Genomic DNA, 24,692 nt, shown 5'->3' with positions numbered 1-24,692 from the left:
TCCGCTGCTGCTGCGGAGGGCGGGCGCGCTCGTGTGTGCCGGGGGAGGGACGAGGCCGGACGGCGTCGGGTCCCGAAAGGGGGGCTGGGGTCAGGCGGCCCCAGGGTCCCGGAAGGAGGGGCGGAAGCCAGGCGGCCCCATGCTCCCGCGAGGAGGCCGGTGTCAGGCGGCGTTCTTGATCGCGGAGATGTCGAAGTTCAGCTTGACCTTGTCGCTGACCATCACGCCGCCGGTCTCCAGGGCCGCGTTCCAGGTCAGGCCCCACGCGGAGCGCAGGATCTCGGCGGAGCCCTCGAAGCCGACGCGCTCGTTGCCGTAGACGTCCGTGGCGCTGCCGTTGAACTCCAGGTCGATGGAGAGCGGCTTGGTGACGTCCTTGATGGTCAGTTCGCCGGTGATCCGGTACTTGTCGCCGCCCAGCTGCTCGGCCTCCGTCGAGCGGAAGCTCATCAGCGGGAACTGCTCGGCGTCGAAGAAGTCGCCGCTGCGGAGGTGGCCGTCGCGGTCGGCGATGCCCGTGTCGATGGAGGCGATCCTGACGTCGATGGAGGCGGAGGAGGCGGCCGGGTTCGCGCCGTCGAGCCGCAGCGCGCCCTCGTGCTCGGCGAACGTGCCGCGCACGTTGGTGACCATGGCGTGACGGACGGTGAAGCCGATGCTGCTGTGCGCGGGGTCGATGGTGTAGTCGCCGGTCAGGGCAGCCAGGGCCGGGTCGACCGGGAGGGTGGCGACGGCGACGGCGGACTCGTTGCTCCTGCGGGTGAAGATGCCCATGACGTGCTCCTTGTCGGTGTGGGTCGAAGCGCTGTTGTTGAAGCTTCAACGAGAATGACTGTAGCCCTATTCCGTTCAACATTCAACATCTCCGGGAGATGTTCACCCACGCGGTGGCACGAGGGACGCCCCGCCCTCTGGCGGACGCGCGTAGAACTGCGGCATCATCCCGGTGCGAGACGCGCACCAGAACCACCTGCACCCCCAGGACCACCCCCCGTCACGGTCACCAGCAGGAGGCACTCCCGATGAAGCTCCGCTCCGTCCTCACGGCCCTCGCCCTCGTCCTCGGCGCGCTCTTCGCGCCCGGCTTCGGCGCCCTCACCGCCGCAGGCGAGGCCCACGCGGTCACCAAGATCAGCCACGCCACCGCGACCTCGATGTTCCGGTCCTCCGGAATCACCTGGTCCTCCTCCGGCGGCTGCTCCACCCGCTCCAACCCCACCTGCACGTCCTTCGAGCAGCTCAACCTCGCCACCGCCCAGGGCGCCCAGACCCTCAAGAGCGCCAGCGGCTGCGCCCTCAACATCACCGGCGGCACCGAGACCGGTCACGCGAGCGGTACGTACTCCCACTGGAACGGCTACAAGCTCGACTTCAGCAAGTACACGTGCCTCGGCAACTACATCAAGAACACCTTCACCTACATCGGGGTCCGCGGTGACGGAGCCCCGCAGTGGAAGTCCGGCGCCGGCAACGTCTACGCCGACGAGGGCAACCACTGGGACGTGACCTTCTACAACTGCGGCGGCTGCTGACCGCCCACCGCGCCCGAGAAGCCCCCTCCGGTGGTCACTTGGACTAACCGAAGGGGGTTCTTGGACTGGAGGGGCCCGCGCGGCGCGATCTCGTTGACGGTGCCGACGGGGCGGGGCCAACTAGGCGCATGCCCCTCTCCCGTTCGCGAAGAATCCGTGCCGCCTGCGCGCTCGTCGCAGCCTCGTCCGCCGTGTTCGCCCTGGCCGGGCCCGCCCTGGCGGAGAGCGACGCGGGCCCCGGGCCGCTCGCCGGGACCGCCGCGGCCGCCACCCCGGTCATCACCTCCGCCCAGCTGTCCGTCGCCGTCGCCGAGGACTTCCCCCGCGTCCTCTCGTACACCGACCGCGCCAGCGGCGCCCGCCTCCTCGGCAGTACGGCCCCGGTCACACGGGTCGTGCTCAACGGCACCGCCCGCGCCGTCCAGGCCAAGGGCGCCCCCGTCCTGACCGCGACCTCCGCCGCGTACACCCTCACCTTCCCCGAACTGCCCGGCGTCGAGATCGACGCGCGCCTCGGCGTCGAGGGGCGGACCACCACCTTCCGGGTGACCGCGGTCCGCGACACCGAGGGCTTCCGGGTCGGCACCATCGACATACCCGGCCACGACCTGGTCTCCGTCGGATCCTCCGACCCCGGCGCCGCGACCGCCTTCACCCGGCTCGACCCGGACTCCACCCGCACCGCCGACGTCTTCGCGCGGATCACCGACGCGACCGCGGCCGAGGCCGCCCCCGTGGGCGCGACCTACGCCCTCGTCAACACCGGCCGGCTCGCCGCCGCCGTCGAGTCCAACTCCAGCTACGACAAGCCCTCGGGCGCGTCCGCACGCGACGGCGCCCGCTTCTGGCACCAGGCCCGCACGAACGGCACCGAGACCCGCGTCGGCGTCTGGTCCGGCCAGTGGACCTACCGCGGCGAGGGCGCGCCGAAGCCCGCCGACGGCGACGGCCTGCCCTGGGCCAAGGTCGTCGTCACCCCCGACGCCAACGCCGACGGCACCACCGACTGGCAGGACGGCGCCGTCGCCTTCCGGACGATCGGGATCAAGGCCCCCGGCAGCGAGAAGACCCCCGACCGGGTCGTCGCCCACATCCCGTTCAACTTCGCCTCCCAGGCCACCCACCCCTTCCTGCGCACCCTCGACGACGTCAAGCGGATCTCGCTCTCCACCGACGGACTCGGCCAGTTCGCCCTGCTCAAGGGGTACGGCTCCGAGGGCCACGACTCCGCCCACCCCGACTACGGCGGCAACTACAACAAGCGGGCCGGCGGCCTCGCCGATCTCAACGTCCTCCTGCGCGAGGGCGGGAAGTGGGGCGCCGACTTCGGCGTCCACGTCAACGCAACCGAGGCGTACCCCGAGGCGAAGAACTTCAGCGAGACCCTCGTCGACAAGACCAGGCCCGGCTGGAACTGGCTCAACCAGAGCTACTACATCGACCAGCGCCGGGACATCAACAGCGGTGACCTCGCCCGCCGTTTCCAGCAGCTCCGCGACGAAACCGACCGGAACCTCTCCACGCTCTACATCGACGTCTACTACACCCACGGCTGGATCGCCGACGAGACGGCGCGGGCCGTGCGGGCCCAGGGCTGGAACGTCGCCACCGAGTGGTCCGACAAGTTCGAGCGGTCCTCCCTCTGGTCCCACTGGGCCAACGACCTCGACTACGGCGGCGCCACCAACAAGGGCCTCAACTCGCAGATCATCCGCTTCATCCGCAACGGCGAGAAGGACATCTGGAACAACCACCCGGTCCTCGGCCAGACCGCGCTCGTCGACTTCGAGGGCTGGACCGGCGAGACCGACTGGAACGACTTCACCGCCAACATCTGGCAGCGGAACCTCCCCGCCAAGTACCTCCAGCAGCAGCGGATCACCCGCTGGAACGGTGACGACCTCACCTTCACCGGCCAGGTCCGGGGCACCGTCGAGAACGGCCGCCGCACCTTCTACGACCACGGCCGCAAGGTCCTCGACGGCGAGGACTACCTGCTGCCCTGGGACGGCGGAAAGAAGCTCTACCACTACAACAAGTCCGGTGGCAGGACCAGTTGGGCCGTCCCGGCCGGCTCCGGCTCGTACTCCGTGTACAAGCTCACCGACAACGGGCGCGTGCGGACCGCGACCGTGCGGCCCGTCGACGGGAAGATCACCCTCGACGCCGTCGCCGGCCAGCCCTACGTGCTCCACCCCGACCGCGCGCCCGCACCGCGCGCCCCGCAGTGGGGCCAGGGCACCCCGGTCGAGGACCCCGGCTTCAACGACGCGCGGCTCTCCGGCTGGACCAAGGCCGGCACCGTCACCCGTGACACCGACGCCCAGGGCCGCAACAGCGCGAAGCTCTCCGGCACCGCCACCGCCTCCGTGGGCCGGTGGATCACCGGCCTCACCCCCGGCGCCCGGTACACCGCCTCCGCCCTGATCGAGGTGCAGCCGGGCGCGAGCAGGCCCACCACCCTCTCCGCGGGCGGCCGTTCCGTCACCGTCGAACGGTCCACGCTCCAGGACCGGGTCGCCGCCTCCGACTGGCACGGCACCCGCTTCCAGCGCGCCAAGGTCACCTTCACCGCACCCGCCGGCGGCACGACCCCGCTGAGGATCCAGGCCGCGGGCGGCAGCGCCGCCACCGTCCGGATCGACGACGTGCGGATCGTCGCCAACGCCCCCGCCACCAAGGCCGGAACCCTGGTGTACGAGGACTTCGAGGCCGTCGACCAGGGCTGGGGCCCCTTCCTCAAGGGCGACTCCGGCGGTACGACCGACCCGCGCACCCACATCGCCCAGCTCCACGCCCCGTACACCCAGGCCGGCTGGAACGGGAAGCTGATCGACGACGTCATCGGCGGCGCCGAATCCCTCAAGTCCCACGACGAGAACAGCGGACTCGTCTACCGCACCGCGCCCTGGACCGTCCCGATGAAGGACGGCCACAGCTACCGCGTGGAGTACGCCTACCAGTCCAGCCACGCGGGCGCGTACGAGTGGATCACCGGCTACGACCGCGCGGACGGCACCTCAGTGGAGACCCGGCGCACCCCGCTCGGGCAGCAGAGGACCAGCGGCCACTTCTCCGAGACCGTCACCGCGGGCTGCGGCGACACCTGGACCGGACTGCGCAAGCGCGGGGACGCCCCCGACGGCGCCGACTTCGTCCTCGACGGCTTCACCGTCACCGACCTCGGCCCGGCCGCCGAGCGCGCCGCCTGCGGCACGCTCACCGTCACCGCGCCCGACACCCTGGAGCCCGGCCGCCCGAACCGGGTCACGGCCACCTTCGGCAACGACGAGACCGCCGGGGTCACCGGCGCCCGGGCCGTCCTCGCCCTCCCGGCGGGCTGGACCGCCGAACCGGCCGCCCCCGTCACCCTGGGCACGGTCGCGGCGGGCGGCAGCGCCACCGCCACCTGGCAGGTGACCCCGCCGGTCGACGCGCCCTACCGGCCGTACACCCTCGGCGCGTCCCTCACGTACGACCTCGGGGGAGAGGAGCGGAAGCTCACCGCCGCCACCACCGCCCGCACCCTGCCCCCGCCGCCCACCGCCGACAGCTGGGCCAGCGACCTGGACTGGACCTCGGCCACCAACGGCTGGGGGCCCGTCGAGCGCGACCTCTCCAACGGCGAGACGGGCACCGGCGACGGCTCCCCGCTGCGGATCGGGGGCGTGACGTACGCCAAGGGTCTCGGCAGCCACGCCCCCGCCAAGGTCCGCTACTACCTGGGCGGCCGCTGCACCACCCTCACCGCCCAGGTCGGTGTGGACGACGTCCAGGCCACCCGGGGCAGCGTCCGGTTCAGCGTGCTCGCGGACGGTGCCGAGAAGGTGAAGTCCCCGGTCCTCAAGGCCACGGACCCGGCCTGGTCGCTCACCGCGGACGTCACCGGAGCCTCCTACGTCGACCTGGTGGCCGACGACGGCGGCGACGGCAACGGCAACGACCACGCGGACTGGGGCGACGCCCGCTTCCGCTGCGGAGGCTGACGGCGCGCGGACCCGGCGGAAAGCGCTTTCACCGGGTCCGTGCCGTGCTCATTGATTGCGTCCGAAAACCGGTGCTACACCAGGCGCAGAACGGTCTCCACCACTTCCCCCGGGAGGCTCCCGTGCCCGTCTCCGCCTGGTCCCGCCGCTCCTTCCTGATCTCCGCGTCCGCAGCCGCGGCCGCCCTCGGACTTCCCTCCGCCGCCCATGCGGCGGAGGAGAACGAGTTCGAGACGCTGCGGCTGCGCTGGCTCGACCTCCAGCTCGGCTCCGGCTTCGACGCCGGGGCCGAGCCCTACGCCTCACGCCTCGCCGAGACGGGCACGCTCGCGCGTGCCTTCCGCTCGGCCATGGCCCCGGCCGCGGGCTCCCTCTGGCCCGACGCCCCGTTCGACCCGCCGGCCGGCATCACCCAGGGCTACAGCCGCCTGTGGACCATGACCCAGGCGTACGTACAGCCCGGCACCGGCCTCACCGGCGACGCGGGCCTCCTCGCCGACGTGCTGCGCGGCCTGGACCACCTCTCCGCCACCGTCTACCGGGCCGGCGCCCCGCGGTACGGCAACTGGTGGGAGTGGCAGATCGGCAGCCCGCGCCTCCTCATGGACATCGTGGCCGCGCTCCACCCGCACCTCGGCGCCGAGCGGATCGCCGCCGCGTGCGCCGCCGTCGACCACTTCGTCCCCGACTCGGTGCTCACGCGGTACACCGGCACCTCCACCGGCGCCAACCGCGTCGACCTCTGCCGCTCGGTCGCCCTGCGCGGAGTCGTCGGTGCGAACCCGGCCAAGATCGCCCTCGCCCGTGACGCGCTCTCGCCCGTCTTCCCGTACGTGACCGAGGGCGACGGCCTCTACGCCGACGGCTCCTTCGTCCAGCACACCTGGGTCGCCTACTCCGGCACCTACGGGCAGGTCATGCTCGACGGCCTCGGCCGGCTCTTCTCGCTCCTCGCCGGATCCACCTGGGCCGTCACCGACCCGAACCGGCAGATCGTCCTCGACAGCGTCGAGAAGGCCTACGCGCCGCTCATCCTCGACGGCCTGATGATGGACAGCGTCAACGGCCGCGCCATCAGCCGCGGGTACCTGAGGAACGACGACCGCCGGATCATGCGCTCCGACCACTTCCACGGCCAGGGCGTCATCGCCGCCATCGCCCTCCTCGCGGGCGGGGCCTCCGCCGCCGAGCGGGACCGCTGGCACGCGCGCGTGAAGGGCTGGATCGAACGCGACACCGTCTCGCCGATCCTGTCCGCCCGTCAGTTCGGCGTCGCCGACCTCGCCCGGCTGCACGCCGTGGCCGCCGCCCCCGTCCCCGCCGCCCCCGAACCCACCGGCCACCGCCTCTTCGCCGCCATGGACCGGGCCGTGCACCGCCGACCGGGGTGGGCCGCCGGCATCGCCATGGCCTCGGACCGGATCTCGTTCTACGAGTGCGGCAACGGCGAGAACCCGCGCGGCTGGCACACCGGCGCCGGAATGCTCTCCTGGTGGACCCCGGACCTCGGCGACCAGTACACCGACTGGTTCTGGCCCACCGTCGACCCGTACCGCCTCCCCGGCACCACCGTCTCCACCAGGCGCCTCGCCGACCGGGCGGGCGGCGAGTGGGGGGCGCCCAGGCCGGCGGTGCGCTGGGTCGGCGGGGCCACCGACGGCGAGTACGCGGCCGTCGGCCAGCATCTGAAGGGCCTCGGCTCCACCCTGGAGGCCCGCAAGTCCTGGTTCTGCGCGGCGGACGCCGTCATCTGCCTCGGGGCCGGGATCACCGCGACCGACGGCGTGCCCGTCGAGACGGTCGTCGACAACCGGCTCCTCGGCGAGGGCGGCACCCAGGCGTTCACCACCGGCCGGGGCTGGGCCCACCTGGAGGGGCACGGCGGCTGGGTCTTCCCGCGGGGCACCGGAGATCTCCGCACGCTCCGCGAGGACCGCACCGGCGCCTGGAGCGACATCAACACGACCAGCTCCACCGAACGCCGCACCCGCCGCTACCAGACCCTCTGGCTGGATCACGGCACCGACCCGGTCGCCGCCTCGTACGCGTACCTCCTGATGCCGGGCGCCTCCCGGCGTACCCTCGCGGCCCGCGCCGCCGACCCCGGCTGGCTGCGCGTTCTCGACAACACGGCCGACCGGCAGGCGATAGCCGTCCCGTCTCTCGGACTGACCGCCGCGAACCTCTGGCAGGCCGGTACGGTGGGACCCCTCACCGTCTCCGCGCCGGTGAGCGTCCTCGTCCGGCGCCGCCGTTCCGTCCTCGATCTGAGGGTCTCCGAACCGCTCCGCACCGGGCAGCCGCTCGAAGTGGTCTGGAACGGACCGGTCCGCCGGGTGCTCTCGCACGACCCCTCGGTGGAGGTGCTCGGGACCGGCCGGACGCTGCGGCTGCGGATCACCCCGGGGACGGCGTGCGCCACCCACCGGTGCGAGGTCCTCCTCTAGGCCCGGCGAGGTCTATGTCGAACCCCTACAAACACGGGGGGTGTCTCACTGTTGACTCGGGCTGGACGGGTCCGTGTTCTGTCCAGCCTCGCCAGGATTCGACACGGGAGACTGTTCGGAGTGGACGGCGGGGTTTTCTTGTCCGACTTCGTAGGGTCGGTACATGACCGTTGTGGACCAGATCCCGAGCGAGCCCGCTGACGCCCGAGGCCGTGTGGCCGAGCTGCACGTCCTGCGCGAGCAGGCTCTCCGCGGCCCGAGCGACCGCGCGACCGAGGCCCAGCACGCGAAGGGCAAGCTGACCGCGCGCGAGCGCATCGAGCTGCTGCTCGACCCTGGTTCCTTCAGCGAGGTGGAGCAGCTCCGCCGCCACCGCGCCTCCGGCTTCGGCCTGGAGGCGAAGAAGCCCTACACCGACGGTGTCATCACCGGCTGGGGCACGGTCGAGGGCCGGACGGTCTTCGTCTACGCGCACGACTTCCGGATCTTCGGCGGCGCGCTGGGCGAGGCCCACGCGACGAAGATCCACAAGATCATGGACATGGCCATCGCGGCCGGTGCCCCGCTGGTCTCGCTGAACGACGGCGCGGGCGCCCGCATCCAGGAGGGCGTCTCGGCGCTCGCCGGCTACGGCGGCATCTTCCAGCGCAACACGCGCGCCTCCGGTGTCATCCCGCAGATCTCGGTGATGCTCGGCCCGTGCGCGGGCGGCGCCGCCTACAGCCCGGCGCTGACCGACTTCGTCTTCATGGTCCGCGAGACCTCGCAGATGTTCATCACCGGCCCCGACGTCGTCAAGGCGGTCACCGGCGAGGAGATCACCCAGAACGGCCTCGGCGGCGCCGACGTCCACGCGGGCGTCTCCGGTGTCTCCCACTTCGCCTACGACGACGAGGAGACCTGCATCGCGGAGGTCCGCTACCTCCTGTCGATGCTCCCGCAGAACAACCGCGAGAACCCGCCGTCCGTCGCCTCCGAGGACCCGGCCGACCGCCGCTCCGAGGTCCTGCTGGACCTGGTGCCGGCCGACGGCAACCGCCCGTACGACATGCACAAGGTCATCGAGGAGCTCGTCGACGACGGCGACTACCTGGAGATCCACGAGCGCTGGGCCCGCAACATCATCTGCGCCCTCGCCCGGCTCGACGGCCAGGTCGTCGGTCTCGTCGCCAACCAGCCCCAGACGCTGGCCGGTGTCCTCGACATCGAGGCCTCCGAGAAGGCCGCCCGCTTCGTGCAGATGTGCGACGCCTTCAACATCCCGATCATCACCCTTCTGGACGTCCCCGGCTTCCTCCCGGGCGTCGACCAGGAGCACGGTGGAATCATCAGGCACGGCGCCAAGCTGCTCTACGCCTACTGCAACGCGACCGTGCCCCGGATCTCGCTGATCCTGCGCAAGGCCTACGGCGGCGCGTACATCGTCATGGACTCCCAGTCCATCGGCGCCGACCTGACGTACGCCTGGCCCACCAACGAAATCGCGGTCATGGGCGCCGAGGGAGCCGCCAACGTGATCTTCCGCAAGCAGATCGCGGACGCCGAGGACCCCGAGGCCATGCGGACGCGCATGGTCAAGGAGTACAAGGCCGAGCTGATGCACCCGTACTACGCCGCGGAGCGCGGCCTGGTCGATGACGTCATCGACCCCGCCGACACCCGCCAGGTGCTCATCCGGTCCCTCGCGATGCTCCGCACCAAGCACGCCGACCTGCCGTCCCGCAAGCACGGCAACCCGCCTCAGTAAGAGGAGTCATCCACGTGACCACCCCTGCCAACCTTCTCCGCGTCGAGAAGGGCCACGCCGACCCCGAGGAGCTCGCCGCCATCACGGCGGTGCTGCTCGCCCGCGCGGCCGCCCAGCCCGAGCAGACCGAGCACCACGGCCGCACCGCGGCCGGCTGGCGCCGCCTGGAGCGCGAGCACGGCTTCCGCGCCCCGCACAGCTGGCGCTGACCCCGCCCGTACCGAAGGCCCCCGCTCCTCCACCGGAGCGGGGGCCTTCGGCATGCCCGGACGCCACGGGAACGCACCGGCGGCACGACGAGGCCCCGAGCACCGGTGGGGTGCGCGGGGCCTGTCACATCCGTGGGACGCCTGCCGGGACTACCGCAGTCGGGCCATGAGGGCGTGCTCGACGAGCGTGATGAGCGCGCTCTTGGCGTCCGCGCGGTGGCGGGCGTCGGTGGTGATGATGGGGGTGTCCGGGCCGATCTGGAGGGCCTCGCGGACCTCCTCCGGCTGGTACGGCTGGTTTCCGTCGAAGCCGTTGAGGGCGATGACGAAGGGCAGGCCCGAGTTCTCGAAGTAGTCGACCGCCGGGAAGCAGTCGGCGAGACGACGGGTGTCGACGAGGACGACGGCGCCGATGGCGCCGCGGACCAGGTCGTCCCACATGAACCAGAACCGGTCCTGTCCGGGGGTGCCGAACAGGTAGAGGATCAGGTCCTGGTCCAGGGTGATGCGGCCGAAGTCCATGGCGACGGTCGTCGTCGTCTTGTCGCCGGTGTGCGTGAGGTCGTCGATGCCCGCCGAGGCGGAGGTCATGACGGCTTCGGTACGCAGCGGGTTGATCTCCGAGACGGCGCCTACGAACGTGGTCTTGCCCACGCCGAAGCCACCCGCCACCACGATCTTCGCGCTGGTGGTTGAACGGGCCGCGCCGCCGCTAGAGCTTGCGAAGTCCACTGAGCACCCTTTCGAGCAGTGTCACGTCTGGCTGGCCGCCGGCGGCTGCGTCGCCGCCCGGCTGGTGGATGGCGACGAGTCCGGCCTCGGCCAGGTCGGCGACGAGGATTCGGGCGACGCCGAGGGGGATGGAGAGAAGGGCCGAGATCTCCGCGACCGACTTGATCTCGAAGCAGAGCCGGCAGATCCGCTGGTGCTCGGGCAACTGCCCCTGCAGCCGGGACGGGTCGGCCGTCGTGCTGACCAGTGCCTCGATGGCGAGCTGGTAGCGCGGCCGGGTCCGGCCGCCGGTCATCGCGTACGGACGCACCAGCGGGTTGTGCCCGCCGGAACCGCCCGAGCCGCCGGAAGCGGCGGCGGACGGAGCGCGCGAGGCGCCGTGCGCGCCCGCGGAAGGACCCTGAGGCTGCCGGTAGGGCTGCGACGCACCCTGTCTGCTCGGTGTGGAGGGAAAGTTGAACCGGTTCTGCGCGGTGTCGCCGAGCGGCGCCTGGTGCGCGTCATAACCGTTGTAGGGGCTTGCGCCCGGTGGTGTTCCCACGTTCTCCTCCTCGACTGCCTCGCGGTCCATGTCCCGTGGAACCGCGCCACCGCACCCTACGGGGCGGTGGCGCGAAACGCACTGTCTGTCTGTTAGTTGAGAAGACTTCCCTGAAGCTCCGCCCGGAGGTCAGGAGTCAGTACGGTGCCCGCGCGGTCCACGAGCAGGGCCATCTCGTAGCCCACGAGACCGATGTCGGCCTCGGGGTGGGCCAGCACGGCCAGCGAGGAGCCGTCCGAGATCGACATGATGAAGAGGAAGCCGCGCTCCATCTCCACCACGGTCTGGTTGACCGCACCGCCCTCGAAGATCCGGGACGCGCCCGCGGTCAGCGAGGTCAGTCCGGAGGCGACGGCCGCCAGCTGGTCGGCGCGGTCCCGGGGGAACCCCTCGGACATCGCCAGCAGGAGTCCGTCGGCGGAGACCACCACCGTGTGCGACACCCCGGGGGTGTTGTCCACGAAGTTGGTGATCAACCAGTTCAGATTCTGCGCCGCCTGGCTCATGCTCACACTAACGCTCCTGGTTGTAGGTACTGCCCGGGCCGAGGCCCGATCCGTTCGTGTCCGTTCCCGCGCTGCGTCCCTGCTGGACGCCCCGGCGCAGGTTGCTCAACCTGCCCCGTACGTCCTCAGGGGCGCGGGAGACCTGGGGGCCGCCCTGCGGGGTCTGCTCAGCCGTGCCCTCGACCAGGTTGGCCTTCGGGACCCGGCGGGGGAGACCGGAGGAGGTGACCCCGCCCGCCTTCGGGTCCTTGAGCTTCCCGGCCCGCTGCCAGCGCTCGTCGTTGGTCGAGCGCCACGCCTCGGGGCCGTCGGCTTCGTTCTGCTGCTGCTCCTGCGCCGGCTGCGCGGGCTTCGCCTGCTGCGGTGCCTGCTGCTGCGGCACCTGCTGGCTCTGCGAGGCGACGCTGCCGCGGCGCGGCAGTCCGGCATCGGTCAGCGCGTGACCGGCGTCCGGGGCGGCACTCGGGGTCGGACCCGGACGGTCGAAGCCTACGCGCTCGGGGGCCTGTTCGGGAGCGCGCGGAGCAGATTCCGTTTCCGCTCCGTACTGCTGCTGCCAGCCGTTGTCGTAAGTGTTCTGATCCTGCCACTCCGCCTGCTGGGACTGGGGATCGAACGTATTGCCGTACTGCTGGTGTTCGGCCTCCGGGGCCTCGTACGAGGCTTCCGCATAGCCGGGCTGCTGGTACGTCTCATAACCCTGCTGCGGGTACGCGTAGCCGTCCTGCTGCGGGAGACCGGCCGGGTCCTGCGGGGCGTAGCCGCCCGCGTACTCCTGGCCGTACCCCTGCGTCTGCTGGGGCTGCTGCTGCCCGTACTCCTGCGCCGGGGCGTACTGCTCGGCCGTGTACTCCTGGGCCTGCTGCTGCCCGTACTCCTGGCCCTGGCCGTACTCCTGGCCCTGGTGCCCGTACGCGTCCGCCTGCTCCGGCTGCTCGGCCTGCTCGGCCTCGTCGCGGTAGAGCGGGCGCTCGCCGCCCTGCGCCTGGGCCTCCAGGGCGGCACGCCGCCCCTCGCGCTTCAGCGAGCGGTCGACCGGGTCGATCGGGCGCTCCTCCTCGGCCTGCTGCTCGTAGCGCGAGTCGTCGAAGCCGAGGTCGGCGGCGGTCAGCATCGGCTGCTGCTGCGGCGCGCTCTCGAACGCGTTCTGCTGCTGCTGCGGAATGATCTGGGAGACGGTGAAGTCGTCCTGGAGCGGCTGCTCGCCGCCACCGCCGTGGGTGATCGCGTCCGGCAGCATCACGAGCGAGGTGGTGCCGGCCTGCTCGCCCGAGGGGCGGAGCTGGACCCGGATGCCGTGGCGGTCGGCGAGGCGGCCGACCACGAACAGGCCCATGCGCTGCGAGACGGCCGCGTCGACGGTCGGCGGGTTGGCCAGCTTGTGGTTGATGTCCGCGAAGTCCTCGGCGGTGAGACCGATGCCCTTGTCGTGGATCTCGACCATCACGCGGCCGTCGGGGAGACGGGTCGCGGTGACGCGGACCTTGGTCTGCGGGGAGGAGAACGTGGTGGCGTTCTCCAGGAGCTCGGCGAGCAGGTGGACGAGGTCGGTCACGGCCTGGCCGTGGATCTCGGCCTCCGGGACGCCCGCGAGCTCGATGCGCTCGTACTGCTCCACCTCGGAGGAGGCGGCGCGCATGACGTCGACCAGCGGGACCGGCTGGTCCCAGCGGCGGCCGGGCTCCTCGCCGGCGAGGACGAGGAGGTTCTCGCCGTTGCGGCGCATACGGGTGGCCAGGTGGTCCAGCTTGAAGAGGTTCTCCAGCTGGTCCGGGTCGGCCTCGTTGTTCTCCAGGTCCGTGATCAGGGTCAGCTGGCCCTCGATCAGCGACTGGTTGCGGCGCGACAGGTTGGTGAAGATCGCGTTGACGTTGCCCCGGAGCATGGCCTGCTCGGCGGCGAGCCGGACGGCCTCGCGGTGGACCTGGTCGAAGGCGCGGGCGACCTCGCCGATCTCGTCCTGCGTGTCGATCGGGATGGGCTGGACGCGGGTGTCGACGCGGCCCGGCTCGGTGCGGGAGAGCTGGTCGACCAGCATCGGCAGGCGCTGCTCGGCGATGCCGAAGGCGGCGGTGCGGAGCTGCTGCATCGAGCGGCTCATCTGGCGGGCCATCATCCCGGCGAGGATGAACGCGGCGAGCAGGGCGACGACGACGATGCCGCCGATGACCCAGGCGTCCGTCTTGGCCTCGTCGGAGATCTTCACGGCCTCGTTCACGGCCTTGTCGACGAGGACCTTCTCGACCTCGGAGTAGCCCTCGAACTTGGCGGTGGCGACGGCCATCCAGGACTCGGCCGTGATGCCCTTGGACTTCAGGGCCGCGAGCGCGTCGGGGTTCTTGGCGGTGCCGATCGCGGAGGCCACGCCGGAGTAGACGGAGCCGTCCTTGCCCTTGGGCAGTTCGACGCCGGCGGCCTGCATCTGCTTGGCGCCCTCGGCGGCCTTGCCGGCCATGACCTTCTTGAGCAGTTCGACGTCCTCGGGCATACCGCCGGAGGCGTACTCGCCGAGGGCGATCTGCTCCAGGTAGTTGTACGAGTTGAACGCCACGGACTGCTGGGCGAAGACGGCCTCCTGGCGGCTGGGCCGGACCAGGAGCTGGGTGCCGATCGAGCGCTGGAGGGACTCGGCGCCCTTGGCCAGCTGGACGGCGTAGACGCTGCGGCCGTAGGCCGTGACGTTGCCGGTGCCGAGACCGAGCTCGTTGGAGAACTCGGTGAGGTAGTGCTGGACGCCGGTGTACCCGAGCTGGGTGTTCACCGGGTCGAGGGAGCGGGTGTACGCGGCCTTGCGCAGCGCGTCGAGCTTCGGCTCCTCGTCCTTGAAGAGGCGCAGGCGGCGCTCCAGGCCCTGGCCCGAGGGCAGGTTCTTGGCGGCCTCGTCGAACTTGACCCGGGCGGCGTCGGTCGCGGCGTACGCCCGCGTGACCTCGTCGCTCTTGCGGTCCTCGGCGCTCTTCGCGGCGAGCAGCGGACCGGCGGTGAGGTCGCGCTCGTTGAGCAGGGCGGTGCTGTACTCCGAGGCGGCGCGCACGATGAGCGCCGTCTTCTCGGCGTCCTGCGCCTCCTGCCAGGTGTCGATCGCGCCCTTGACCTGGAAGCCGCCCATGACGAGGCCGACGAGCACGGGTATGAGGAGGATCGCGTTCAGCCGGGTGGGCACCCGCCAGTTGCGGGGCGACAGCTTGCTGGAGCTTCCCTTGGCCTCGGCCGCGGTCGGCGGCGGTGTCACGGGCACGTCCGCGGGCGACACGGCAGTACGCGACGGCGGCGTGAAGTTGCCCCGCGCGCCCCGCGTGTCCTGCTCCGCGGAGCTTTCCTTGCTTCGCCTCACTCGACCAACAACCTCTCGGCGTCGGCACCTACGTTGTGCCGGTGTTTCGTTCAGGGCCGTACTACTCGGGAGTTCATGAATTGCAGCACGTGATGGGGGTCCGTTCCAAACAGTGGGATACGGCCCCCCTCAGTGGTCCATGCCGCACATAAAACGGGCATAAAGAGCGAGCCCCGCCAAATGGCGGGGCTCATGTGAGCGCAGTGACACCGATCGGATGCGTCGTGTGTCCAGGACGCTCCAATTCTCTGTCGAAACGTTATGAACCCCCGGGCGGCCGTGTCGAAGGACACAGACCGCCCCTGGCAGCGGCATATGACACCGCCCGGACCGACCCCGCTACTTGAGCCGGGCCATGAGGGCGTGCTCGACGAGCGTGATGAGCGCGCTCTTGGCGTCGGCACGGTGGCGGGCGTCGGTGGTGATGATGGGGGTGTCCGGGCCGATCTGGAGGGCCTCGCGGACCTCCTCCGGCTGGTACGGCTGGGCCCCGTCGAAGCCGTTGAGGGCGATGACGAAGGGCAGGCCCGAGTTCTCGAAGTAGTCGACCGCCGGGAAGCAGTCGGCGAGACGACGGGTGTCGACGAGGACGACGGCGCCGATGGCGCCGCGGACCAGGTCGTCCCACATGAACCAGAACCGGTCCTGCCCCGGCGTACCGAACAGGTACAGGATCAGGTCCTGGTCCAGGGTGATGCGGCCGAAGTCCATGGCGACGGTCGTCGTCGTCTTGCCACCGGTGTGCGTGAGGTCGTCGATGCCCGCCGAGGCCGACGTCATGACGGCTTCGGTACGCAGCGGGTTGATCTCCGAGACGGCGCCCACGAACGTGGTCTTGCCCACGCCGAAGCCACCCGCCACCACGATCTTCGCGCTGGTGGTTGAACGGGCCGCGCCGCCGCTAGAGCTTGCGAAGTCCACTGAGCACCCTTTCGAGCAGAGTCACGTCCGGCGTGCCGCCGGTCTCTCCGTTGCCCGGCTGGTGGATGGCCACCATGCCGGCCTCCGCCAGGTCGGCCACGAGGATGCGGGCGACACCGAGCGGCATCGACAGCAGCGCCGACACCTCCGCCACCGACTTCACCTCGCGGCACAGGTGGCAGATCCGCTGGTGCTCCGGGAGCAGGGTGGCGAGATGTGCCGGGTCGGCCGTCGTGCTGACCAGTGCCTCGATGGCGAGCTGGTAGCGCGGCCGGGTCCGGCCGCCGGTCATCGCGTACGGACGCACCAGCGGCTGGTCGCCCTCGTATCCGTACTCGTCGACTGAGGCGCCGTACGGATCGTGAGAGGCGGGGGGCGGGGTCATGAATCCTCCGGGCGTGACAGCAAAGCATCTGCCGTCTGATGGGGCCGGTGGGGGGCCGGGTGGGGCGGCCGGACGGTGAACGGTGCCCAGGGCGGTACGGAGGGGCGTACCGCCCTGTCGGTCGGTCGTGCGGTGAGGTTGTCCGGGGTGGGGGACCGGCTAGTGGAGCAGGCTGCCCTGGAGCTCCGCGCGGAGGTCCGGGGTGAGGACGCTGCCGGCCCGGTCGACGAGCAGCGCCATCTCGTAACCCACGAGGCCGATGTCGCACTCGGGGTGCGCGAGCACGGCCAGTGAGGAACCGTCGGAGACGGACATGAGGAAGAGGAATCCGCGCTCCATCTCCACGACCGTCTGTGCGACGGGGCCCCCCTCGAAGATCCGGGACGCGCCCGCGGTCAGCGAGGTCAGTCCGGACGCGACCGCCGCCAGCTGGTCGGCGCGGTCACGGGGGAAACCTTCGGACATGGCGAGCAGGAGTCCGTCGGCGGAGACCACCACCGTGTGCGACACCCCGGGGGTGTTGTCCACGAAGTTGGTGATCAACCAGTTCAGGTTCTGCGCCGCCTGGCTCATCGCGTTCAACTAGCGCTCCTGCTGATGGTTCGGACCGAGGTGGATGCTACCCGTGGTCGAGTTGCCCGCTTGTCGGCCCTGCTGGATGCCGCGGCGCAGATTGGTCAGCCGGCCGCGGACGTCGTCGGGTGCGCGCGAGACCTGAGGGCCGGCCGTGTGGGCCTGCTCCTGCGCGGTCCCGGGCACGAGGTTGGCCTTCGGCACGCGCCGCGGAAGGCCGGAGGTGGTGACGCCGCCGGCCGCGGGCTTGCGCACCCGCTCCGCCTGGCGCACCAGCTCGTCGTTGGGCGAGGTCCGCCAGGCGGCCCCGCCGTTCTGCCGGTTGGCGTCGGCGGCCGGGTCACCGGCCTGCCGGGGCGCCGGGGCGGACGGCTGCGGCACGACGGGCGTCTGCGCCGTCTGCGCCGCGTCCGGCACGCGACCGGCGCCGGAGCCCTGCCCCTGCTGGTGCCAGTTGGTCTCCAGCGTGTCGTACAGCGGCGTCCGGCCGTCGCCCGCGCCGCTCGCCGGCGGCAGCGCCTCCGGACGGCGCGGCTGCCCGAGCTGCGGCTGACGCGGCTGCGGCTGCTGCTGGACCGGCTCGGAGCCCGGACGCCGGGCACCGAAGTCACCGCCGTCACGCTGACGGGGGGCGGGCGCCTGCGGAGCCTGCTGCTGCGCCTGCGGTACGAAGGGCTGCTGGCCGAACTGCTGCTGCTGGCCGCCCTGGTACTGCTGCGGAGCCGACCGGCCCTGCGGCTGCTGCGGCGCGCCGAAGTCGGGACGCGCGAACTGACCGGTGGAACCGGGGCCCTGCGGGGCACCGAAGTCCGGGCGGGGGAACTGGCCCGTGGAGCCGGGGCCCTGCGGGGCGTCGAAGTCCGGGCGCGGGAACTGCGCCGTCGACGCCGGGTCCTGGGCACCGCCCTGGTACGCCTGCGGGGCCTGCTGGGGGCGGCCCTGCGGCTGCTGCTGCGGGGCACCGAAGTCGGGCCGGGGGAACTGGCCCGTGGAACCGGGGCCCTGGGGAGCCGCCGGGGCCCCGAAGAGGCCCGTCGTCTCCGGCTCCTCGTGACCGCGCGGGGCGTCCAGCGGGGACATCTCCTGCTGCGGGCGGCGCACCGGCTGCTGCTGCGCCGGGTCGTTGCCCCAGCTCGCGGCCTGCGGGCGCTGCTGCTGGGCGTTGCCGTTCGGCAGCTCGGCGCGCTGGGCCTCGTACCCGCCCGGCCGACCGGCCTGCGGGGCGCCGGGACCGGCCTGCGGGCCGCTGTTGTTGCCCCACACGTCGGTACGGGAGGGGATGGCGCTCGCGGCGCCGCCGATGAGACCGCCGCCGGGGCGCAGCGGGTCCTGGCTCTGCGGGGCCTGGGGCGCCTGCGGGGCCGGGGGGACCTGCGGCAGCCGGCCGGTCTGGTCCAGCTGGGCGTTCTGCGGCTGCGGGGCACGGGTCTGGGGCGCGCCCTGCGGGCCACCCGCGAGCGGAGCGCCGTCACGGGCGGGCAGCGCGGCCCGGGGACCGCCCGCGCCGACCTGACCGCGCGGGGCTCCGGCGCCGAGCAGGCCGCCGTTCGCCGACGGTCCGCCGCCCTGCCCCGGACGTCCGCCGCCGGGGCCACCGGCCGCGCCGGGGCCGCCGGGAAGCCGGCCGCCCGGAGCGGAGGCACCCTGCGGCATCGCGCCCTGGCCACCGGCACCCGGCTTCGGCATGGGCTTCTTGCCGCCCTGGGCGACGTCGACCGGGAGCATGACGAGCGCGGTGGTGCCGCCCGAGTCGGAGGGACGCAGCTGGATGCGGATGCCGTGTCGCAGGGACAGGCGGCCGACCACGAAGAGACCCATGCGGCGGGAGACGGAGACGTCCACGGTGGGCGGCGAGGCGAGCCGCTCGTTGATCGCGGCGAGGTCCTCCGGGGAGAGGCCGATGCCGGTGTCGTGGATCTCGACCAGCACGCGGCCGTCGGGCAGCGCGTGGCCGGTGACCCGGACCTTGGTCTGCGGGGAGGAGAACGAGGTGGCGTTCTCGAGCAGCTCGGCGAGGAGGTGCACGAGGTCGTTGACGACCCGGCCGGCGACCTCGGTCGCCGGGACCGCCGCCAGTTCGATGCGCTCGTACTGCTCCACCTCGGAGGCGGCGGCACGCAGGACGTCGACCAGCGGGACCGGGCGGGTCCAGCGGCGGCCCGGCTCCTCGCCGGCGAGGACGAGGAGGTTCTCACCGTTACGGCGCATACGCGTCGCGAGGTGGTCGAGCTTGAAGAGCGAGGACAGCTGGTCCGGGTCGGCCTCGCGGGACTCCAGCTCGGAGATGAGCGAGAGCTGGCGCTGGATGAGGCCCTGGGAGCGGCGCGACAGGTTGGTGAACATCGCGTTGACGTTGCCCCGGAGGAGGGCCTGCTCGGCGGCGAGGCGGACGGCCTCGCGGTGCACGTCGTCGAAGGCCGCGGCCACCTGGCCGATCTCGTCGCGGGAGTGCACACCGACGGACTCGACGGAGGTGTCGACGTCCTGCGGGTCGGACTCGGAGAGCTGCTTGACCAGTTCGGGCAGCCGGTCCTGGGCGACCTTGGTGGCGGTGTCCTGGAGGCGGCGCAGCGAGCGGATCATGGACCGGGCCACGACGAAGGCGCCGATGAGCGAGACGCCGAGGACGAGGAGGATCAGCGCACCGTTGATGATGGCCTCGCGCTGCGACTCCTGCCGCAGCTCACGGGCCATGGTCTCCATGTCGCCGAGCAGACCGCGCTCGATGCGGTTCATGGCGGCGATCTTGGTGCCGTACTCGTCGGTGAAGTTCAGGTGACCGCGCCTGGCGCCGCTCTGCATGGCGTCGTCCATGTTGAGGACGCGCTCGGCGTACTTCTCGGCGGCGGTGATCGACGGGTTGCCGGTGTTCAGGGACGCCGTCCGCTCGGTGGCGTCACCACCGGTCGACTCGTAGATCGCCTGGAAGGACTTGAGCTCGACACCCTCGGAGTTGAGCGCGGCCTCACCGTAGAGGCGGTCACCCTGCTGGATCTTGCCGGAGGTCCGGTCGTTCGCGGGCAGCGCCGCCGCGATGATCGCCTGCTGGATGGAGGCGTACTCCTTGGCGGACGAGAACGCGGCGAGCGCCCGGGTCCGCTTGATCATCTCGGGGTTGCTGGTCGCCTGCGCCATGTCCTGGGAGAGGCTGAGCAGCGAGCGGATGAGACGGCTGTACGCCTCGACCGTCACCGAGTGGGAGACGCCCTTCTCGTAGGCGTTGCCCCGGATCGTGTTCAGCTGGATGACCTGCGAGGCGATCTGGCTGACGTTCTGGCGGATGCTGCGCAGCGCCTCGTCGCCCTCGGTGGCCGGGATGTCCTCGGTGGCCTCCAGGAAGGCCTTGTACTCGAGGTCGGTCTTCCGGCGCGGGTTGGCGACCTGGTAGTCGCTGACCGGGCGGCCGTTGACCAGGGGGCCCGCGGACAGGTCGCGCTCGGCCTGCAGGGCCTGCGCGAGGTCGGTCGCCTCGCGGGTCAGCTTGGTCAGCAGCTGCATGTGGTCGAGCTGCTCCATGTCCTGGAGCGACTCGCTGATGCGGATGCCGCCCAGGGTGGTCGCGGCGACCACGGGGAGGGTCAGCAGGGCGACCAGGCGCGTGGAGATGCGCCAGTTGCGCAGGGCTATTCGGGGGCCGACCTCGTTCTCGGCCCTGGCCTTGGGGGGTGCGTCGGACGGCTCGGCGGAGGCGGCCGCGGCGCTCGTGCGCCTGCCGCCGTCACCGCCGTCGCCGGACGGTCCCTGACCCTGGTTCGGGGTGTGCGGGGCCGAGGGACCGCGGTCGGTCCCGGCACGCGGTTCCTGCTCCGCCGGAGTGTCCGCTCGGCCCTTGCGGGCCTGGGGAGACCCCGAGCCATCCCTCTTGAAACGTCCCTGCACTAGCGTCGCAACCTCTGGACCAGGCGTCCTTCCGGATGAACGGAGAGGACGGTGTCGGCGTCGTTCGGGGTGTGTGGAGCACCCCATGTGGTCGTCGGTGACCGGCGCAGTTCCCCCTTTCCCGCCACTCGGCCGGCGCTGCGTTGCGCCCCCTGCGTGCCGGCTTGAAACCCGCGGCGGTGCGTGGAATTCCAGCACAGTGCCGGATCTCCAACAAGGGCCGCGTGTCGCGCCGGGAGGGTCATGACAACCCGTGCGCGGAGTGTCACCGCATGTAGAAGATGATCGCGGAGGATTAGGACTTTTCCCCTCCAATGGCTGCGCATGCCCCTGTGTCCCAGTCGACATGATCAGGAGCGGAATAGAGCATTCAGTGGCGGAATGTCCCTTTCCGTGGCGACAGACGACGGTCCGTAATGCCCGGAATGTGAGAGCGGTGGTGAGCAAACTCACACGAGAATCGATGTCTTAGCCATGCATTCGAAGGGAATCGCATGTTTAGCCTGACGCTTTACACCCTCACGCGCCCGCATGCGGCGCCCGTTCCGGAACAAGGTCAGATCACCGCGATGAAGACGACGACGCCCGGCACCACGGCCAACCCCCGCCGTTCCACCCTCGTCCACCTCACGGACGCCGCAGAGCTCGACCGGGGCGCCCGGCCGGAGTACGCGGCCGAGCTGCCCACCAGGACGGCCAACCCCCGCCGCACCATCCTCATGCAGCCCCCGGCCCCCTACCAGCCCGAGCCGTACGCCGCCGCGTCCCGCTGATTTCGCAGGTCGGCAGCCCCGCGCCGCGTTAGCCTGGAGCGTCAGACTCCAGCCAGCAGCAAGTGAGGGGCGACAGCACTCGTGCGCATCGCCAGATTCTCCATCGACGGCAATGTGGCCTTCGGCGCCGTCGAGGGCGAGGGAACCGTCGAGTCCGGCGGTCTCGTCCTCGACATCATCAAGGGCATTCCGTACACCGACTTCGAGCTCAGCGGCACCAAGGTCCCGCTGAGCAAGGTACGGCTCCTGCCGCCCGTGCTCCCCAACAAGGTCGTGGCCATCGGCCGCAACTACGCGGAGCACGCCGCCGAACTCGGCAACGAGGTCCCCGACGTCCCCGTCGCCTTCTTCAAGCCCACCACCTCCGTGATCGGCCCCGGCGACGCCATCGAGTACCCCTCCTTCTCCAGCGAGCTGCACCACGAGGCCGAACTGGCCGTGGTCATCGGCCGCATGTGCCGCGAGGTGCCCCGCGAGCGCGTGAAGGACGTCGTCTTCGGCTTCACCTGCGCCAACGACGTCACCGCCCGCGACGCCCAGCAGCGCGAGAAGCAGTGGGCCCGCGCCAAGGGCTTCGACACCTCGTGCCCCCTCGGCCCCTGGGTGGAGACGGGCATGAGCATCGCCACCGCGAGCGACCTGACCGTCCAGGCCACGGTCAACGGCGAGCAGCGCCAGCTGGGTCGGACGAGCGACATGATCCGCTCCATCGAGGACCTGGTCGTCCACATCACCGAGGCCATGACGCTGCTCCCCGGCGACGTCATCCTCACCGGCACTCCCGCCGGGGTCGGCCCCCTCAACGTCGGCGACGAGGTCGCCGTCACCATCGAAGGCATCGGCACTCTCACCAATAGGGTGATCAAGCGTGGCTAACGCGAACATCCGCGTCCGTTTCTGTCCCTCGCCGACCGGCAACCCCCACGTGGGCCTGGTCCGCACCGCTCTCTTCAACTGGGCCTTCGCCCGGCACAACGAGGGCACCATGGTCTTCCGCATCGAGGACACCGACGCCGCGCGCGACTCGGAGGAGTCGTACGAGCAGCTGCTCGACTCGCTGCGCTGGCTGGGCCTCGACTGGGACGAGGGTCCGGAGAAGGGCGGCCCCCACGCGCCGTACCGCCAGTCGCAGCGGATGGACATCTACAAGGACGTCGCCGACAAGCTGCTCGCCGGCGGGTACGCGTACCACTGCTTCTGCACCGCCGTGGAGCTGGAGGCCCGCCGTGACGCCGCCCGTCTGGCCGGCAAGCCCTCGGGCTACGACGGCACCTGCCGCAAACTGAGCGACGAGCGCATCGAGCGCTACCGCGCCGAGGGGCGCGAGTCGATCGTCCGCTTCAAGATGCCCGACGAGCCGATCACCTTCACCGACCTGGTCCGCGGCGAGCTCACCTTCACCCCGGACAACGTGCCGGACTACGGCATCCTCCGGGCCAACGGCGCCCCGCTGTACACCCTGGTGAACCCGGTCGACGACGCCCTGATGGAGATCACCCACGTCCTGCGCGGCGAGGACCTGCTCTCCTCCACCCCGCGCCAGATCGCGCTCTACAAGGCGCTGATCGAGCTGGGCGTCGCCAAGGAGATCCCCGCCTTCGGCCACCTGCCGTACGTCATGGGCGAGGGCAACAAGAAGCTCTCCAAGCGCGACCCGCAGGCCTCCCTCAACCTCTACCGGGAGCGCGGCTTCCTCCCCGAGGGCCTGCTGAACTACCTCTCGCTCCTCGGCTGGTCCTTCTCGGCCGACCAGGACATCTTCACCATCCCCGAGATGGTGGCGAAGTTCGACATCGCCGACGTCAACGCCAACCCGGCGCGCTTCGACCTCAAGAAGGCCGAGTCGATCAACGCCGACCACATCCGCATGCTGGACGTGAAGGCCTTCACCGAGGCCTGCGAGCCCTGGCTCCAGGCCCCGCACGCCGACTGGGCGCCCGAGGACTTCGACCGCGCCGCCTGGGAGGCCATCGCGCCGCACGCCCAGACCCGCATCACCGTCCTCTCGGACATCACGGCCAACGTCGACTTCCTCTTCCTCCCGGAGCCGGTCTTCGACCAGCCCTCGTGGGACAAGGCGATGAAGGGCGAGCCGGCCGCGCTGCTCACCACGGCCCGCGAGAAGCTCGTGGACGCCGACTGGAGCGACCCCGAGTCCCTCAAGAACGCGGTCCTGGTCGCCGGCGAGGCCCACGGCCTCAAGCTCGGCAAGGCCCAGGCCCCGGTCCGCGTCGCGGTCACCGGCCGCACGGTCGGCCTGCCCCTCTTCGAGTCCCTGGAGATCCTGGGCAAGGAGAAGACCCTGAGCCGCATCGACGCGGCTCTGGCGAAGCTCGCCGGCTGACCCCTGCCGCGCGGTACGGTCGATCCATGACCATCCGCGCGATCCTGTGGGACGTCGACGACACGATCTTCGACTACGCCCGCGCCGACCACATCGGCATGAGCGCGCACCTGACGGCCGAGGGCCTGGTGGACGGATTCGACTCCGTCGACCAGGCCCTTCGTCGTTGGCGGGAGCTGACCGCGGTCCACTGGCGCCGCTTCGAGGCCGGCGGCGTCGACTTCCAGGAGCAGCGCAGGGAGCGGGTCAGGGACTTCCTGACGGCGCCCGCGCTCACGGCCGCCGAGGCCGACGCCTGGTTCGAGCGGTACGTCTCCCACTACGAGGCGGCCTGGGAGCTCTTCCCCGACGCCGTGCCCGTCCTGGACCTCCTGGCCGATGACTACCGTCACGGGATCCTGTCCAACAGCAGCCTCCACAACCAGGACCGCAAGCTGCGGGTCCTGGGCGTACGGGACCGGTTCGAGGCCGTCCTGTGCGCGGCCGAGCTCGGCGTGGCCAAACCGGCCCCCGAGGCCTTCCACGCCGCCTGCACCGCCCTGGACCTGCGTCCGGAGCAGGTGGCGTACGTGGGGGACCAGCCCGACATCGACGCGCGCGGCGCGGTGGAGGCGGGGCTGCGGGGCATCTGGCTGGACCGGGCCGGCACCGGCGGCCGCCCCGAGCTGAACCGGATCACGGACCTCCGCCAGCTCCCGGACCTGCTCGGGGCGCATACCCGTTTTGGAGCACCGTCCACCTTCGGGTAATGTTCTTCCTGCGCCGAGGGGAACAAGCCGAAAG

18 protein-coding genes are annotated in these 24,692 nt (G+C 71.4%); 9 read left to right on the top strand and 9 right to left on the bottom strand.

Annotation, left to right across the window (positions count from 1 at the left end; all coding sequences use genetic code 11):
* Nucleotides 1-162: 162 nt before the first annotated feature.
* Complete coding sequence (locus AMK29_RS30555; protein ID WP_073819110.1) at nt 163-774, bottom strand: YceI family protein; 612 nt, start codon at nt 772-774, stop codon at nt 163-165.
* Nucleotides 775-1,022: 248 nt separating this feature from the next.
* On the opposite strand from AMK29_RS30555, the gene AMK29_RS30550 reads away from it, so the two are divergent.
* The 5 genes from AMK29_RS30550 to AMK29_RS30530 all read left to right on the top strand — a co-directional run bounded on the left by AMK29_RS30550 (nt 1,023) and on the right by AMK29_RS30530 (nt 9,921).
* Nucleotides 1,023-1,532 (top strand): hypothetical protein, encoded by a 510-nt coding sequence (locus tag AMK29_RS30550; RefSeq protein ID WP_073819108.1) that lies wholly within the window; start codon nt 1,023-1,025, stop codon nt 1,530-1,532.
* A 128-nt stretch (nt 1,533-1,660) separates the two neighbouring features.
* Nucleotides 1,661-5,518 (top strand): endo-alpha-N-acetylgalactosaminidase family protein, encoded by a 3,858-nt coding sequence (locus tag AMK29_RS30545; protein WP_073819106.1) that lies wholly within the window; start codon nt 1,661-1,663, stop codon nt 5,516-5,518.
* A 122-nt stretch (nt 5,519-5,640) separates the two neighbouring features.
* Nucleotides 5,641-7,965 carry a polysaccharide lyase 8 family protein gene (locus AMK29_RS30540; protein ID WP_073819104.1) on the top strand — a complete coding sequence of 775 codons (2,325 nt, stop codon included), beginning with the start codon at nt 5,641-5,643 and terminating at the stop codon, nt 7,963-7,965.
* A gap of 163 nt (nt 7,966-8,128) precedes the next feature.
* Nucleotides 8,129-9,712, top strand: coding sequence for an acyl-CoA carboxylase subunit beta (locus AMK29_RS30535; RefSeq protein ID WP_073819102.1), 1,584 nt, complete (start codon nt 8,129-8,131; stop codon nt 9,710-9,712).
* 14 nt (nt 9,713-9,726) lie between these two features.
* Nucleotides 9,727-9,921, top strand: coding sequence for an acyl-CoA carboxylase subunit epsilon (locus tag AMK29_RS30530; protein ID WP_073819101.1), 195 nt, complete (start codon nt 9,727-9,729; stop codon nt 9,919-9,921).
* Nucleotides 9,922-10,071: 150 nt separating this feature from the next.
* Here AMK29_RS30530 and AMK29_RS30525 read toward each other — a convergent pair whose 3' ends face one another.
* From AMK29_RS30525 to AMK29_RS30490, 8 genes are all read right to left on the bottom strand, one after another.
* Nucleotides 10,072-10,653, bottom strand: coding sequence for a GTP-binding protein (locus AMK29_RS30525; protein ID WP_015036414.1), 582 nt, complete (start codon nt 10,651-10,653; stop codon nt 10,072-10,074).
* Nucleotides 10,634-11,194, bottom strand: coding sequence for a DUF742 domain-containing protein (locus AMK29_RS30520; RefSeq protein WP_073819243.1), 561 nt, complete (start codon nt 11,192-11,194; stop codon nt 10,634-10,636). Before AMK29_RS30520 ends, AMK29_RS30525 begins: the two co-directional genes overlap by 20 nt.
* Nucleotides 11,195-11,286: 92 nt before the next feature.
* A complete protein-coding gene (locus AMK29_RS30515) occupies nt 11,287-11,700 on the bottom strand; it encodes a roadblock/LC7 domain-containing protein (protein WP_026057603.1) in 414 nt (137 codons plus the stop codon).
* Nucleotides 11,701-11,707: 7 nt separating this feature from the next.
* The gene (locus tag AMK29_RS30510) at nt 11,708-15,034 is read right to left on the bottom strand and encodes a sensor histidine kinase (protein ID WP_073819099.1); all 3,327 of its coding nucleotides are present in this window, start codon (nt 15,032-15,034) and stop codon (nt 11,708-11,710) included.
* Between the two features lie 339 nt (nt 15,035-15,373).
* Nucleotides 15,374-15,955, bottom strand: a complete 582-nt coding sequence (locus tag AMK29_RS30505) for a GTP-binding protein (protein WP_017235981.1) — start codon at nt 15,953-15,955, stop codon at nt 15,374-15,376.
* Nucleotides 15,936-16,340 (bottom strand): DUF742 domain-containing protein, encoded by a 405-nt coding sequence (locus AMK29_RS30500; RefSeq protein WP_024756254.1) that lies wholly within the window; start codon nt 16,338-16,340, stop codon nt 15,936-15,938. The genes AMK29_RS30505 and AMK29_RS30500 overlap by 20 nt, the downstream gene beginning before the upstream one ends.
* Nucleotides 16,341-16,499: 159 nt before the next feature.
* Nucleotides 16,500-16,913 carry a roadblock/LC7 domain-containing protein gene (locus AMK29_RS30495; protein ID WP_030496942.1) on the bottom strand — a complete coding sequence of 138 codons (414 nt, stop codon included), beginning with the start codon at nt 16,911-16,913 and terminating at the stop codon, nt 16,500-16,502.
* A 9-nt stretch (nt 16,914-16,922) separates the two neighbouring features.
* A complete protein-coding gene (locus AMK29_RS30490) occupies nt 16,923-20,792 on the bottom strand; it encodes a sensor histidine kinase (RefSeq protein ID WP_073819098.1) in 3,870 nt (1,289 codons plus the stop codon).
* Nucleotides 20,793-21,361: 569 nt separating this feature from the next.
* Between AMK29_RS30490 and AMK29_RS30485 the strand changes: the two genes are divergently transcribed.
* The 4 genes from AMK29_RS30485 to AMK29_RS30470 all read left to right on the top strand — a co-directional run bounded on the left by AMK29_RS30485 (nt 21,362) and on the right by AMK29_RS30470 (nt 24,658).
* Nucleotides 21,362-21,565 carry a hypothetical protein gene (locus AMK29_RS30485; protein WP_073819096.1) on the top strand — a complete coding sequence of 68 codons (204 nt, stop codon included), beginning with the start codon at nt 21,362-21,364 and terminating at the stop codon, nt 21,563-21,565.
* 81 nt (nt 21,566-21,646) lie between these two features.
* Entirely contained in the window at nt 21,647-22,441 is a 795-nt protein-coding gene (locus AMK29_RS30480; RefSeq protein WP_073819095.1) for a fumarylacetoacetate hydrolase family protein, read from the top strand.
* Nucleotides 22,434-23,909 carry a glutamate--tRNA ligase gene (gene gltX, locus AMK29_RS30475; RefSeq protein ID WP_073819093.1) on the top strand — a complete coding sequence of 492 codons (1,476 nt, stop codon included), beginning with the start codon at nt 22,434-22,436 and terminating at the stop codon, nt 23,907-23,909. The genes AMK29_RS30480 and gltX overlap by 8 nt, the downstream gene beginning before the upstream one ends.
* Nucleotides 23,910-23,935: 26 nt before the next feature.
* Nucleotides 23,936-24,658: an HAD family hydrolase gene (locus tag AMK29_RS30470; RefSeq protein WP_073819091.1), complete on the top strand. Its 723-nt coding sequence runs from the start codon at nt 23,936-23,938 to the stop codon at nt 24,656-24,658.
* Nucleotides 24,659-24,692 lie beyond the last annotated feature (34 nt).

The sequence above is a fragment of the Streptomyces sp. CB02261 genome (assembly GCF_001905665.1).
GTDB lineage: Bacteria > Actinomycetota > Actinomycetes > Streptomycetales > Streptomycetaceae > Streptomyces.
This window is presented reverse-complemented; position numbering and strand designations above follow the sequence as displayed.

Bases quoted from the DNA above. Each gene is read 5' to 3' on its own strand.
- AMK29_RS30515 (WP_026057603.1), bottom strand. From the start codon at position 11,700: ATGAGCCAGGCGGCGCAGAATCTGAACTGGTTGATCACCAACTTCGTG.
- AMK29_RS30535 (WP_073819102.1), top strand. From the start codon at position 8,129: ATGACCGTTGTGGACCAGATCCCGAGCGAGCCCGCTGACGCCCGAGGC.
- AMK29_RS30470 (WP_073819091.1), top strand. From the start codon at position 23,936: ATGACCATCCGCGCGATCCTGTGGGACGTCGACGACACGATCTTCGAC.
- AMK29_RS30495 (WP_030496942.1), bottom strand. From the start codon at position 16,913: ATGAGCCAGGCGGCGCAGAACCTGAACTGGTTGATCACCAACTTCGTG.
- AMK29_RS30485 (WP_073819096.1), top strand. From the start codon at position 21,362: ATGAAGACGACGACGCCCGGCACCACGGCCAACCCCCGCCGTTCCACC.
- AMK29_RS30500 (WP_024756254.1), bottom strand. From the start codon at position 16,340: ATGACCCCGCCCCCCGCCTCTCACGATCCGTACGGCGCCTCAGTCGAC.
- AMK29_RS30545 (WP_073819106.1), top strand. From the start codon at position 1,661: ATGCCCCTCTCCCGTTCGCGAAGAATCCGTGCCGCCTGCGCGCTCGTC.
- AMK29_RS30550 (WP_073819108.1), top strand. From the start codon at position 1,023: ATGAAGCTCCGCTCCGTCCTCACGGCCCTCGCCCTCGTCCTCGGCGCG.
- AMK29_RS30555 (WP_073819110.1), bottom strand. From the start codon at position 774: ATGGGCATCTTCACCCGCAGGAGCAACGAGTCCGCCGTCGCCGTCGCC.